Origin of the sequence: Arthrobacter sp. UYCu512 (genome assembly GCF_040547075.1) — a bacterium.
Taxonomy (GTDB): Bacteria; Actinomycetota; Actinomycetes; order Actinomycetales; family Micrococcaceae; genus Arthrobacter.
Map to the genome: position 1 here is coordinate 187,626 of NZ_JBEPPA010000010.1, position 12,601 is coordinate 200,226.

Here is a 12,601-nt window from a genome sequence, read left to right on the forward strand (position 1 = left end):
CCGTGTATCTGCCTGGCAGAGCTAACTGGCGGTGAATTCTGTGCTTGCAAGGTGGAAGTAGGTGTTGCGCCGGGGTTGCTGGCGTGGGTCGACGTGCGGTGGCGGGATGAACCAGGGAACCCCGGTGCGGACCTGGATGGTCCATTGCTCCTTGTGGATTACATGGTGATGGTGCGAACACAGCAGGGTTCCGTTGTCAGTTCCGGTAGTGCCGCCGCGTGACCAGTAGTCGACATGGTGGGCCTCGCACCAGGACGCCGGGATTGTGCAGCCGGGGAACGCGCAGCCCTGGTCGCGGGCGATGAGGGCTTTGCGGATGTGCGGCGGGAATACCCGTGTGGCCCTGCCGATGTCGAGGACCCTGCCTTCGCTGCCGAGCAGCACCGGGATGATGTCCGCGTCGCAGGCGATCTTCCGTGCCGTGGCGGCGTTGACAGGCCCGGAGAAGAGCAGGGACCCGGTATGGGCCATCGTCCGGCCGGCGGAATCACTGGTGCCGGCCTGCCGGTTTGCACGGCTGGTCTGGTTTGAACGGCTGTCCTGGCTGGTTCGGAGCAGGGCCAGTAGCCCGCGGTAATCGATGGTGACCATAACCTGCGGCCTGAGTCCACCCGCGGCCGGCAGGGATCCCGTGGCGAGGGCGACCTTGCAGGCTCCGACCAGGCCGTCCAGCAGCCTCTGTGGGCGCGAACGAAGGTCCAACTGTGCTGCCGCGGCCCCTCCGAGACCCGGATCACCCGACGTTCCTGACGCACCCGACGATCCTGACGCATCCGATGCACCTGACGCTTCGGCGTACACTGCAGCGCTGGTCCGCGGGTTGGTGGCAGTGTTCATGACGGTGAGGAGGTGCTCGAACTGTTCGGTGGTCGCGAAGATTTCCAGGTGCGCGAGGCCTTGGCGGGGTTTGCGGATGAAGGCGCCCTGGAGTTGGCGGAGCAGTTCTTCGGAGGGTTCGGCGCCGTCCTGATCAATCGCATCGGTCCAGCTTCGGGCCACGCGGGCGAGGAAGTCCGGGTCGTTGTCCGCGGCGGTGCGGGTCAGCGCGTGCTCCATCCGGGCGGCGGTTGCCTCGTCGCAGACGTGCCGCACCCGGTCCAGGGCCAGGGTGATGATGGTCGCGGACCGGGACGGGACCTCTCCGGCTGCCACCGTGGCACCAAGCTCGGCGCGCAGCGCAGGCAGGTCCTGCCCGGTGAATCCCTGCCGGGGCAACAGGGTTCCGGCGAGGCAGAGCCGGCGCCGGGCCTCCGCGGAGCTGATCCGCAACCGCGCCCTTAGGAACTCCGTGACGTTCCGGTACCCGTCGTCCACCGCAACAGCCGGGGCCGGCGCAGCGTCCAAGGATCGCCGTGCCGGTTCGCCCCAAGCCGCGCGCTCCAACCCGGCCGCGACCTCCCGGCCGGCAGCACGAACCTCGGGTTCTGCACCCGCACCCGCACCCGTGCCGCAGCCGGCCCCGGTGCCGGGGTCCTCCCGCCAGCCCGTGGTCCACGAGTTGCCAGCGACAATGCCTGCTGTTGTGGCCGCCGCCTGCTTCCGGGTCCGTTCCACCGCGCCGGTTGCCACAACCTGCAAATACTCCACGACCCGCGAGAGCTCCTCTACGGTGCCGGCGAAATCCGACGCTGACGCGAACCCGAGCCCCGCAGCAGCTTCGACTGCCGTCGAGCCCACTGCGCGGAGTGTGGCAAGGGCATCATCCACTCCGGACTGCCCGGCCGGAGTTACGCGCCGGTCCGTGTCCCGGACGGTGATGAAATCCCTGCTGGCTTCCATATAAACATTCTGCTCGGGGGGTCTGACATTTTGCGCGACACAGCCTTGGCGACTCCGTGCGGACCGCAGATCCCCGCCCTAATCCCGGCCCGCTTCCCTGCCCTCAGAACGGACCAGCCCCGGCATCCGGAAGCCACAGCCAGTCAAACCGGACACCTACACCGCGCGAGCAGACCATCGATCCACCCGGACGGATTTGCTGGCCGCGTCCGGGTCAAGGGCTGATGTGCAACTAAACTGGACTGGATCCCATCGCCGCCCACTGTAAGGACAGACTGCACATGGCCATTTTGAATATCCGCATCATCGGGGATCCTGTGCTGCGCACAGTTGCCGATCCCGTGACGGAGTTCGGGCCTGAGCTGGCGAAGCTTGTTGCCGACATGACCGAAACCATGGAAGACGTCGAAGGTGCGGGCCTGGCCGCACCCCAGGTCGGCGTCAGCCAGCGGGTCTTCACCTACCGGATCGGCGGCGTCGAGGGACACATCATCAACCCTGTGCTGGAGAACAGTGCAGACTTCCAACCCGACGAAGTTGAGGGGTGCCTCTCCATCCCGGGTCTTGGTTTTCCGGTCCGCCGCCGGCGCCACACCCGTGTCACCGGCGTGGACCTGCACGGAAACCCGGTCACGGTGGAGGGCGAAGGAATGCTGGCGCGGGCCTTCCAGCACGAAACGGACCACCTGGACGGAATCCTCTTCACCGACCGGCTGGAGGGCGAAGACCGCAAGAGCGCACTGCGCGCGATCCGGAACGCCAACTACGACTCCATTACGGAGCAGACCATGGCGAAACGGGCCAGGACAGTCGGCACCAGCTTCGGTTCCAGCAGTTTCGGCGCTTTCGGCAACTCCCAGTGAGGGTCCTTTTCGCCGGAACACCGGCCGTGGCTGTGCCCTCCCTGGATGCGCTGGTGGCGGCGGGTTTTGACGTTGTCGCCGTCCTGACCCGGCCGGACGCGCCGCTCGGGCGCAAACGCGTGCTGACGCCGTCGCCAGTGGCTGCCCGCGCCGCGGAACTGGGCATCAAGATCATCCATGCCTCGAAAGTCGACGACGCCGTGACCGCAGAAATAGCGGCTGCCGCCCCGGACGTCGCAGCAATTGTGGCCTACGGCGGGCTCATCCCGCGGGTGGCCTTGGACATTCCCCGCCATGGCTGGATCAACCTGCATTTCTCTCTGCTGCCGGCCTGGCGCGGCGCGGCTCCCGTGCAGCGGTCCCTGATCGCCGGCGACGACGTCACCGGCGCGGTCACCTTCCTGCTGGAGGAAGGCCTGGACACCGGCCCGGTGTTCGGTACCCTGACCGAAGCAGTCCTGCCGGAGGACACCGCCGGTGCCCTCCTCGAGCGGCTGTCCCACAGCGGCGCCGTGCTGCTGACCCAGACCCTGTCCGCGGTGGACGCAGGCCAAGCCGCCGCGGTGCCGCAGCAGGGCGACATCAGCGCAGCCCCCAAACTGACCCTCGACGACGGCCGGCTCGATTGGCAGCAACCGGCCCTGGCCATCGGACGACGGGCGCGCGGGGTCACCCCTGAACCCGGTGCGTGGACTACCCTCGGCGGCCAGCGGATCAAGCTGGAACCGGTATTGCTGCGGCCAGCGGGCCGCGACCTGGAACCGGGTCAGCTGGCACTGGCGGGTCAAGGAGTGCTGGTGGGCACCGGTTCGCACCCGGTGGAACTCACCCGGATCCAGCCGTCAGGCAAAAAAATGATGACCGCCGCTGATTGGGCGCGCGGACAGGCAACACTGGAAAGCGTGGTATTCGAATGAGTGAGTCCGGGACGAGCGGCCGGGGCAACGGCCCCCAGCGCGGCGGTTCAGGCGGCCAGCGCGGCGCCGGACAAAGCGGTGGCCAGGGCGGCCGCGGCCGCGACGGCAGCCATCGGAATGCTCAGGGCCGGGAACGGAACCGTGGTCCGCAGCGCGGTTTCACCGAGAACGCGCCGTCCCAGCGAACCCGCCGGGCGGACCCGGCCCGGCTTGTGGCCTTCGAAGTGCTGCGCGCGGTCGCAGCCGAGGACGCCTACGCGAACCTCGTCCTCCCCGCCCGGATCCGGCACCACGGCCTGGACAAGCGCGACGCCGGGTTTGCCACGGAACTGAGCTACGGGGCCCTGCGTGGCCAGGGAACCTATGACGCCATCCTGGCCCGCTGCGTGGACCGGCCCCTGGACCAGCTGGACCCGGCGATCCTTGATGCGCTGCGGATCGGGGCACACCAGTTGCTGGCCATGCGGGTCCCCGCCCACGCGGCGCTGGACCAGACAGTGGGCCTGGCCCGCGCGGTGATCGGCGCCGGGCCATCGACCCTGATTAACGCCGTGTTGCGCAAGGTGTCAGCCCGAAACTTTGAGGAGTGGCTGGAATTGCTGCTCAGCGATGAGACGGATGAGACCAAAAAGGCAGCCATCCGCTACGCACACCCCGAATGGATTGTCCGGGCGCTCCGGCAGTCCCTGGTGGCCCACGGGCGTCCCGTCAGCGAAATCGGTGACCTGCTTGAAGCGGACAATGCCGCTCCCGTGGTCAACCTTGTGGCGCTGCCCGGGCTCGGCAGCCTGGACGAGGCGCTCGAAGGCGGCGCCACACCCGGGGAACTCGTCGAAGGCTCGGCGCTCTCCAGCGGCGGAGACCTCGGCCGGCTCGCGTCCGTGCGGGAAGGCACCACCCGTGTTCAGGACGTTGGCTCCCAGCTCGTGGCCCGGGCCCTGGCCGCCGTCGACCTTGGCGGCAGCACAACGAGGACCGGCGAGGGAGGAACCGGCGACAGCACCGCCGGGTCGGAAAGTCCGGCTGAACGATGGCTGGACATGTGCGCCGGACCCGGAGGCAAGGCAGCCCTGCTCGGCGCACTGGCCCGCGAACACGGGGCCACCCTGCTGGCCAACGAGCCCGCCGCGCACCGCGCGAAGCTCGTCCGGCAGGCCCTCGCCGCGGTCCCGCACGAAGTCTGGCATGTGCGCACCGGGGACGGCCGCGAGGTGGGCACCGAGATGCCGGAAAGCTTCGACCGTGTCCTGGTTGATGCGCCCTGCACCGGCCTGGGCGCCCTGCGCCGCCGGCCGGAATCACGCTGGCGCCGGACCCCCAAGGACCTGACGGACCTCGGCCCGCTGCAACGGGAACTGCTCAAGTCCGCAGTGGACGCCGTGAAGCCCGGCGGCGTGGTGGCCTACGTGACGTGTTCGCCGCACCCGGCGGAAACGACCGCAGTTGTGAGCGATGTGCTGCGCAAACGCGACGACCTTGAACTGCTCGACGCCGGTGCGGTGCTGGACAGCGTCAGCCTCACCGGCCACCTCGACGCCGGACACGAGCTCACTGCCCAGCTGTGGCCCCACGTGCACCGGACCGACGCCATGTTCCTGGCGCTAATCCACAAATTAGCCTGAGCAACACGAAATACTGAAGCACTAAAGAGCAGCGACCCGCACCGGGACATCCGAGCAGAATGACAAGGAATTCCACATGGCCACGTGCTGTATCAACCCGAGCATTCTTTCCGCCGACTTCGCGAACCTCGAAGGAGAACTGCGCCGGATCGGCAACGCGGATGCGGTCCATGTCGATGTGATGGACAACCACTTTGTGCCCAACCTCACGCTGGGCTTACCTGTCGTTGCACGGCTGCAGGAGGTCAGCCCGGTGCCGTTGGATGCCCACCTGATGATTAACGATGCGGACCGCTGGGCTCCGGCGTACGCGGAGGCCGGGGTCGCGTCGGTGACTTTCCACGCCGAAGCCTCCATCGCGCCGATCAAGCTCGCGCGTGAGCTCCGGGCCCGCGGCGCGAAGGCCGGGATGGCCCTTCGGCCGGGCAGCGCCGTCGAACCATACCTTGACATGCTCGGGGAACTGGACATGCTGCTGATCATGACTGTGGAGCCGGGCTTCGGTGGCCAGGCCTTCCTGGACCTCACGCTCCCCAAGATCCGCCGGGCCCGCGCGGCGATCGACGCGTCCGGCCTCCAGGTGGCGTTGCAGGTCGACGGCGGAATCACCGAGGACACCATCCGCCGCGCCGCGGACGCCGGTGCCAACGTGTTCGTCGCCGGCTCCGCCGTCTACGGTGCCGAGGATCCGGGAGAGGCCATCGAACGGCTTCGGGCCGCCGGGCAACGCTAACGCTGAGGCCGGCAACGCGGGCGCCAAGGACCAACGCCGTAACATCCGGTCGGGGGAATACCCGCGGCTGCCCGGCGGTTGTGCCAGAATAGCTACACACATACGTGCTCCGGGGTCGGTGTAAGTCCGAACCGGCGGTTATAGTCCGCGACCCGCGCGCCGGCGCCTCCCTCGGGAAGATAGCCGGCAAACGGTTGAACCGGTGGAACTCCGGTACCGACAGTTAAAGTCTGGATGAGAGAAGCACGTACAGCTGTTACTGCGGAGCCCTGCCGGCGCCGCGGAATGTTGCTGTCGTATGCCCCCGGAGCCATCGCGCTTTTGAGGGAAGGAACGGCAACCAGATGTACTCTCTGCGATGGCTCTTGACCACCACCACGGTTTGCGAAAGCCCGGTGAGGTGTTGATGAGCGTCCTGAATACCACGCCCGATACGACGGTCGAGGCGCTGGCCGCTGCAGGCTTCAGTACCGCCGAGCTTGCCGCCATGGACGCCGCCCTGGCTGCGGCGCTGCAGGGGCCGCGCGGCGCGAACCCGCTGGTTGGCGCGGTCGTGATTTCCGCCGCGGGAACCCCCATCGTCACCGGCTACCACCGCGGGGCGGGCACCGCGCACGCCGAAGCGGACGCCATTGACCAAGCCAAAGCCGCCGGCATCGACCTCAGTGGCACCACGATGGTGGTCACACTGGAACCGTGTGACCACCGCGGGCGCACCGGGCCGTGCACCCAGGCGATCATTGAAGCCGGTATTACCGACGTCGTCTACGCGGTAGATGACCCACACGACCCGGCGGCCGGTGGTGCGGCCACGCTACGCGGAGCGGACGTCCGCGTCCGCTCCGGGCTCTGCGCCGAGGCCTCGCTGGACATGAACCGGCGCTGGTTCGACGCCGTTGCTGCCGCCCGGCCCTTTGTCACCCTGCACATCGCCCAGACCCTCGACAGCCGGATCGCCGCCAGCGACGGCACCAGCCAATGGATTTCGAGCCCCGAATCGCTGGCGGACAACCATGCCCTCCGTGGCCGGATCGACGCAATCCTGGTCGGCACACAAACGGTCCTGGTCGACAACCCACGGCTCACTGCCCGGGGACCGGACGGGAAACCCGCCGGCCGGCAACCGTTGCGCGCTGTGATGGGTTTGCGGGGGATCCCCGAAGACGCCGCCGTTCACGGCTCCGACGGCAAGGTGCTGCACTTGCCCACCCGTGAGCCGTTGGAGGCCCTGGAGTCGTTGTTTTCCACCGGTGTCCGCCACCTTATGGTCGAAGGCGGCTCCCGGATCCTGAGTGCTTTCCTGGCCGCCGGGCTCGTGGATGAACTGATCGTCTACCTGGCCCCAACCCTGCTCGGTTCCGGAACTCCGGCCCTGGACGACCTGGGCATCTCCACTTTGGCGAACGCCCAGAGGTGGGACTGGGATCCGGCGTCCGGCGGCGCGGTTCAGCTGCTTGGCAGAGACCTGCGGCTGCACTTGAGCCCCACGCCAACCGGCCCCACGCCAACCGGCCCCACGCCAACCACCCCGGCGGGGACCGGCAACGCGCCGGCTGCCCACAACTCTTCAGCCGATTCAACCCCGTCCCGCGCAGGCGCGGACACCGCCGCAGGAGGCAACTGATGTTCACCGGAATTATTGCCGAGCAGGGGAAGGTGTTGTCCGTTGAACGCAATGGTGACATCAGCGCCACCGTCCGGCTGCACGCTCCCGCCAGCACCGAGGGGCTGGCCCTAGGCGGATCCATCGCCGTCAACGGCGTCTGCCTCACGGCCACGGCGATCGACGGCCGGGACTTCAGCGTAGACGTGATGGGCGAGACGCTCACCCGCAGCACAGTAGGCGAGCTTGCCCCCGGGGACCCCGTTAATCTCGAGCGCTGCGTGCCGGCCGGCGGCCGGCTCGACGGGCATGTTGTCCAGGGCCACGTCGACGGCGTCGGGCAACTGCTCGAACGCGAGTCGCTGGGCAATTGGGACCGGCTGCGCTTCGGTGTTCCGGTGGGGTTGGCCCGCTATATCGCGGAGAAGGGCTCGATTGCCGTCGACGGCGTGTCGCTAACCGTGACGGCGGTGAGCCCGGCCGCCGAACCGGCCCCGTGGTTCGAAGTGGGGCTGATCCCCACCACACTCTCCGACACCGGACTGGGCGCCAAAGCACTTGGCGGGCGCGTGAACCTCGAAGTTGACGTGCTGGCGAAGTACACTGAGCGCCTGCTCGCCTTTTCCGGCGCTGCAGCCGGGGGAGCAGCAGTACGCGCGGAGGGGGCAACAGCGTGAACACCGTCAAGGACATTCCTGCCCGTCAAGGCATCCTTAGCCAAGCCGGCGACGCGGCCGGGCCCGCACCCGTTACCGCGCCGGCCGGGCTCGACCTGATTGAAGACGCCGTCCGCGCAATTGCCGCCGGCCGTCCCGTCCTGGTGGTGGACAACGAGGACCGCGAAAACGAAGGCGACATCATCTTCGCCGCGCAGCATGCCACGCCGTCGCTGATGGGGTGGACCATCAGGTACAGCTCCGGTGTGATCTGCGTGCCGCTCGAGGGCGGCCGGGCCGAGGCCCTCGCGCTGCCTCCGATGGTTGACATCAACGAGGATGCCAAGGGCACCGCCTACACAGTGTCCTGCGACGCCGCGCTGGGCGTGAGCACCGGGATCTCCGCCACGGACCGCGCCCTGACAGCCCGGATCCTTGCCGATCCCGGGAGCCAGCCGGCGGCTCTGACCCGCCCCGGGCATGTTTTTCCGCTCCGGGCCGTTAACGGGGGAGTGCGGGAACGCGCCGGGCACACCGAAGCGGCTGTAGAACTGTGCAAGCTGGCCGGACTCGAGCCCGTGGGTGTGATTGCAGAAGTGGTGTATGACAACGGAGAGATGATGCGGCTGGACGGACTTCGCGGCTTCGCCCTTGAGCACGGCTGCCCGCTGATCTCGATTGCGGATCTGGTGGCCTACCTCGAGGCGGCGCAGCCCGCCGGTCATCCAACGGACCCCGTTTAATGGAGGAGAAACGATGACGACGTCTGAAGCACAAGAACAGCTGGCGGCCGAACACCTGCCGCATCCGGTCAGCGCAGGCCCGATCGTCCAGCTGCCCACGGCCTTCGGCAACTTTGTGGCGCAAGCCTGGACCGATCAGGCCACCGGCGCCGAGCACCTGGCCGTCAGCTCCCCGCTGCCACCGGTCGACGGGCAGGCTCCGCTGGTCCGCTTGCACTCTGAGTGCCTCACCGGAGATGTCTTCGGCTCGTACCGCTGCGACTGCGGCGAGCAACTCGCGTATGCCCTCGAGATGATCAACGAGTTCGGCGGAACCCTGCTGTACCTTCGCGGCCAGGAGGGCCGGGGAATCGGCTTGGCGAACAAAATGAAGGCCTACGCCCTGCAGGAGGCAGGCTTCGACACGGTCGAGGCCAACGAACAGCTCGGACTGCCCGTGGATGCCCGCAGCTACCAGGCCGCGGCACAGATCCTCGCGGACATGGGCCTCCACGAGGTCCGCCTGCTGAGCAACAACCCGGACAAACAGGACCGGCTGGCGCAGGCCGGGGTCCGTGTTGTGGAGATGGTGCCCACCGAAGTTCCATCCCGCGAGCAGAACATCCGGTACCTGCAGACGAAAAAGGACCGGATGGACCACCGGCTGGTCCTGGACGTGCAGCCGGTGGCGCCGGCATCGGGTCCGGGCGGCTTCGAGAACAGCCACGACTGACTAACCGGCAGCAGCCCGCCACGGGCCGCTCCCACGTTTTGACACGCACACCACAACTGAGCAGAACAAGGATTCCCAGATGAGCGGACACGGCGCACCACAGATTGACCTCAGCACCTTTCAGCCGGAAGAGACCTCCCGGCTGAAACTGGCCATTGTGGCAGCGAGCTGGCACACCCGGATCATGGACGGGCTGCTGGAGGGCGCCCTGCGCGCAGCGAAAGACGCCGGCATCGACGAGCCGACAGTGCTTCGGGTCCCCGGCACCTTCGAACTCCCCGTCGCCGCCGCCCGGCTGGCACCGCACTTCGACGCGGTGGCCGCGCTCGGCGTCGTAATCCGCGGCGGCACCCCGCACTTCGAGTACGTCTGCGAAGCAGCCACGCTCGGACTGACGGAAGTCTCCGTGCGCACCGGCGTTCCGGTCGGCTTCGGTGTGCTGACCTGTGACACGGAACAGCAGGGTATTGACCGGGCGGGGCTGCCCGGCTCAACCGAGGACAAGGGCCACGAGGCCGTCACCGCCGCACTGGCGACAGCGGTGACGCTCAAACAATTCAGCTAAGCCGCGGCGGTTGGGGTCCGGCCGTACCCCGGGCAGCGCAGGCCGGACCCTGGGCAGCCCCTGCCGGACCTTGCGGACTGTGTCATCGCCCACATCCCGCCCGTCACGGAACGGCCCGGCAGGCACCCTCCCCCCTCGAGGAAGTAGGCTTGCGGGTGTGAAGAATTTCGAATCGCTGTTCGCAGAACTGAGTGAAAAGGCAGCCGTCCGTCCGGAGGGTTCCCGCACCGTCGCCGAACTGGATTCCGGAGTCCACGGCATTGGAAAAAAGGTCGTGGAGGAAGCAGCCGAGGTCTGGATGGCTGCCGAGTACGAATCCGATGAAGCCGCCGCTGAAGAAATCTCCCAGCTGCTCTATCACCTGCAGGTTCTGATGCTGGCCAAGGGACTCAGCCTGGAAGACGTCTACAAGCATCTCTAGCCACGTCCGCTCCGGAAACCGGCAGGCCGTGCCTGCGAACCCGGTGTACTGCGTGGCCCGCTGTGCCTGAACCGACAATTCCCGGACGGACTGTTTCTGAACGGACTTCGTCCCAACCAAGAGAGACCTTCCCCATGCTCAGAGTTGCCGTCCCGAACAAGGGATCCCTGTCCGAAGCTGCCTCCGCCATGCTCGCCGAGGCCGGCTACCGCCAGCGCCGCGACACCCGCGAACTGGTCATGGTTGACCCGGACAACGACATTGAATTCTTCTTCCTCCGTCCGCGTGACATTGCCGTCTACGTCGGCCAGGGAACGCTCGACGTCGGCATCACCGGCCGCGACCTGCTCCTGGACGCCGAAGTTGAAGCCGCGGAACTGCTTCCGCTCGGCTTCGCCGCCTCCACCTTCCGCTTCGCCGGCCCGGTCGGCGACTTCACCGCCGTCGAAGAGCTTGAAGGCAAACGCCTCGCCACCAGCTACGACGGACTGCTCCGCGGCTACCTTGCCGAGCGCGGCATCAACGCCCGGGTGGTCCGCCTTGACGGCGCCGTTGAGTCCTCCGTCCGGCTCGGCGTCGCGGACGCGATCGCCGACGTCGTTGAAACCGGCAACACCCTCAAAGCAGCAGGCATGGAGATTTTCGGCCAGCCGATCCTGCGCTCCGAAGCCGTGCTGATCGGCCGCGCCGGCGAGCGGAACGCCGCCGCCGAGGTACTGATCCGGCGCCTGCAGGGTGTTCTCGTGGCGCGGCAGTACGTTTTGATGGACTACGACATCCGCAAGGAGCTGGTGGAAGCAGCAGCAGCCCTGACCCCTGGCCTGGAATCGCCCACAGTGTCGCCGCTGCGCGATTCGGACTGGGTTGCCGTCCGCTCGATGGTGCCGAAGAAACAGACAAACGCGATCATGGACGAACTATACGACCTGGGTGCCCGCGCCATTCTGGTGAGCACCATCCACGCCTGCCGCATCTGAGCGGCGTCGGTAATTCTTCGTGAGCCAATACCAGGAGAAGTCATGGCTGTAGCTGTCCGCGTTATCCCATGCCTTGACGTCGATGCCGGCCGCGTCGTCAAGGGCATCAACTTTGAAGGGCTTCGCGACGCCGGCGACCCTGTCGAACTCGCGCACCGGTATGACAACGGCAGCGCGGACGAGCTGACCTTCCTGGACGTCACGGCCTCATCGGGTAACCGGGAGACCACGTTCGACGTCGTCAGGCGGACCGCGGAGGAAGTCTTTATTCCACTGACCGTCGGCGGCGGCGTCCGTGGTGTTGCAGAAGTGGACAGGCTCCTGCGCTGCGGCGCGGACAAGGCCGCCATAAACACCGCTGCCGTCGCGCGTCCCGGGGTGATCGATGAGATTACCCGGCACTTCGGCTCCCAGGTCCTCGTCCTGTCCCTCGACGCCCGGCGCACCCGCCCCGGCTCGCAGCCCACCCCCTCCGGCTTCGAGGTGACCACACACGGCGGCCGGCAAGGCACCGGGATCGACGCAATCGCATGGGCCCGTGAAGCTGCCGACCGCGGGGTCGGCGAAATCCTGCTGAACTCGATCGACGCCGACGGCACCAAGGACGGCTTCGACCTGGAGCTCATCCGCTTGGCGCGGGCAGCAGTCAAGGTTCCGCTCATTGCCTCCGGCGGAGCCGGGAAACCTGAGCACTTCCCGCCGGCGGTGGCGGCCGGCGCGGACGCTGTCCTCGCCGCGTCGGTCTTCCACTTCGGACCGCTGGACATGATCGCCCAGGTCAAGGCAGCCATCCGGGCAGCAGGGTTCGACGTCCGCTAAGCGCAATTACGCAAAAAGAAGGTTGGTCGCGCCTGGGCCACGCCCGCAGGGTCCGCTGGCCGAGCTTGCGGGGTGAGGGCGTTTGCGGGGCCTAGATGTACTCAGCCAGCAGGTTGGTTACATCTGCTGATGGGTGGTCGTCCTCCGAGGGCTGCGTGGTTTCGGCGGTGGTTGTAGAAGTCTAGCCAGCC

General features: G+C 67.5%; 13 protein-coding genes and 1 riboswitch. Of the genes, 12 read left to right on the plus strand and 1 reads right to left on the minus strand.

Annotation, left to right across the window (positions count from 1 at the left end; all coding sequences use genetic code 11):
* Window positions 1-21: 21 nt before the first annotated feature.
* Window positions 22-1,779 carry an HNH endonuclease signature motif containing protein gene (locus ABIB49_RS12690; RefSeq protein WP_226773553.1) on the minus strand — a complete coding sequence of 586 codons (1,758 nt, stop codon included), beginning with the start codon at window positions 1,777-1,779 and terminating at the stop codon, window positions 22-24.
* Between the two features lie 281 nt (window positions 1,780-2,060).
* Here ABIB49_RS12690 and def point away from each other — a divergent pair, with 281 nt between their 5' ends.
* The 12 genes from def (at window position 2,061) to hisF (ending at window position 12,410) form a co-directional block, all read left to right on the plus strand.
* Complete coding sequence (gene def, locus ABIB49_RS12695; protein ID WP_226773554.1) at window positions 2,061-2,642, plus strand: peptide deformylase; 582 nt, start codon at window positions 2,061-2,063, stop codon at window positions 2,640-2,642.
* Window positions 2,639-3,559 (plus strand): methionyl-tRNA formyltransferase, encoded by a 921-nt coding sequence (fmt, locus tag ABIB49_RS12700; protein WP_226773555.1) that lies wholly within the window; start codon window positions 2,639-2,641, stop codon window positions 3,557-3,559. Before def ends, fmt begins: the two co-directional genes overlap by 4 nt.
* Window positions 3,556-5,181, plus strand: a complete 1,626-nt coding sequence (locus ABIB49_RS12705) for an RsmB/NOP family class I SAM-dependent RNA methyltransferase (RefSeq protein ID WP_226773556.1) — start codon at window positions 3,556-3,558, stop codon at window positions 5,179-5,181. Before fmt ends, ABIB49_RS12705 begins: the two co-directional genes overlap by 4 nt.
* A 76-nt stretch (window positions 5,182-5,257) precedes the next feature.
* The gene (gene rpe, locus ABIB49_RS12710; RefSeq protein ID WP_226773557.1) at window positions 5,258-5,914 is read left to right on the plus strand and encodes a ribulose-phosphate 3-epimerase; all 657 of its coding nucleotides are present in this window, start codon (window positions 5,258-5,260) and stop codon (window positions 5,912-5,914) included.
* Between the two features lie 100 nt (window positions 5,915-6,014).
* A riboswitch (FMN riboswitch) is annotated at window positions 6,015-6,165 on the plus strand.
* A 155-nt stretch (window positions 6,166-6,320) separates the two neighbouring features.
* A complete protein-coding gene (gene ribD, locus ABIB49_RS12715) occupies window positions 6,321-7,538 on the plus strand; it encodes a bifunctional diaminohydroxyphosphoribosylaminopyrimidine deaminase/5-amino-6-(5-phosphoribosylamino)uracil reductase RibD (RefSeq protein ID WP_354157136.1) in 1,218 nt (405 codons plus the stop codon).
* Window positions 7,538-8,194 carry a riboflavin synthase gene (locus ABIB49_RS12720; RefSeq protein WP_282359827.1) on the plus strand — a complete coding sequence of 219 codons (657 nt, stop codon included), beginning with the start codon at window positions 7,538-7,540 and terminating at the stop codon, window positions 8,192-8,194. The genes ribD and ABIB49_RS12720 overlap by 1 nt, the downstream gene beginning before the upstream one ends.
* Before the next feature lie 32 nt (window positions 8,195-8,226).
* The gene (ribB, locus tag ABIB49_RS12725; protein ID WP_283480702.1) at window positions 8,227-8,916 is read left to right on the plus strand and encodes a 3,4-dihydroxy-2-butanone-4-phosphate synthase; all 690 of its coding nucleotides are present in this window, start codon (window positions 8,227-8,229) and stop codon (window positions 8,914-8,916) included.
* A gap of 13 nt (window positions 8,917-8,929) precedes the next feature.
* Window positions 8,930-9,628, plus strand: a complete 699-nt coding sequence (ribA, locus tag ABIB49_RS12730; RefSeq protein WP_226773560.1) for a GTP cyclohydrolase II — start codon at window positions 8,930-8,932, stop codon at window positions 9,626-9,628.
* Between the two features lie 79 nt (window positions 9,629-9,707).
* The gene (ribH, locus tag ABIB49_RS12735) at window positions 9,708-10,193 is read left to right on the plus strand and encodes a 6,7-dimethyl-8-ribityllumazine synthase (RefSeq protein ID WP_226773561.1); all 486 of its coding nucleotides are present in this window, start codon (window positions 9,708-9,710) and stop codon (window positions 10,191-10,193) included.
* 157 nt (window positions 10,194-10,350) lie between these two features.
* Window positions 10,351-10,614, plus strand: coding sequence for a phosphoribosyl-ATP diphosphatase (locus tag ABIB49_RS12740; protein ID WP_024367461.1), 264 nt, complete (start codon window positions 10,351-10,353; stop codon window positions 10,612-10,614).
* Window positions 10,615-10,748: 134 nt separating this feature from the next.
* Window positions 10,749-11,591, plus strand: a complete 843-nt coding sequence (gene hisG, locus ABIB49_RS12745; RefSeq protein WP_226773562.1) for an ATP phosphoribosyltransferase — start codon at window positions 10,749-10,751, stop codon at window positions 11,589-11,591.
* A 42-nt stretch (window positions 11,592-11,633) separates the two neighbouring features.
* Window positions 11,634-12,410, plus strand: a complete 777-nt coding sequence (gene hisF, locus ABIB49_RS12750; RefSeq protein WP_253033081.1) for an imidazole glycerol phosphate synthase subunit HisF — start codon at window positions 11,634-11,636, stop codon at window positions 12,408-12,410.
* Window positions 12,411-12,601 lie beyond the last annotated feature (191 nt).

Excerpts from the sequence above, each read along its gene's own strand:
- ABIB49_RS12705 (WP_226773556.1), top strand. The coding sequence starts at position 3,556 with ATGAGTGAGTCCGGGACGAGCGGCCGGGGCAACGGCCCCCAGCGCGGC.
- rpe (WP_226773557.1), top strand. The coding sequence starts at position 5,258 with ATGGCCACGTGCTGTATCAACCCGAGCATTCTTTCCGCCGACTTCGCG.
- ABIB49_RS12720 (WP_282359827.1), top strand. The coding sequence starts at position 7,538 with ATGTTCACCGGAATTATTGCCGAGCAGGGGAAGGTGTTGTCCGTTGAA.
- ribH (WP_226773561.1), top strand. The coding sequence starts at position 9,708 with ATGAGCGGACACGGCGCACCACAGATTGACCTCAGCACCTTTCAGCCG.
- def (WP_226773554.1), top strand. The coding sequence starts at position 2,061 with ATGGCCATTTTGAATATCCGCATCATCGGGGATCCTGTGCTGCGCACA.
- ribD (WP_354157136.1), top strand. The coding sequence starts at position 6,321 with ATGAGCGTCCTGAATACCACGCCCGATACGACGGTCGAGGCGCTGGCC.
- hisG (WP_226773562.1), top strand. The coding sequence starts at position 10,749 with ATGCTCAGAGTTGCCGTCCCGAACAAGGGATCCCTGTCCGAAGCTGCC.
- hisF (WP_253033081.1), top strand. The coding sequence starts at position 11,634 with ATGGCTGTAGCTGTCCGCGTTATCCCATGCCTTGACGTCGATGCCGGC.
- ribA (WP_226773560.1), top strand. The coding sequence starts at position 8,930 with ATGACGACGTCTGAAGCACAAGAACAGCTGGCGGCCGAACACCTGCCG.
- ABIB49_RS12690 (WP_226773553.1), bottom strand. The coding sequence starts at position 1,779 with ATGGAAGCCAGCAGGGATTTCATCACCGTCCGGGACACGGACCGGCGC.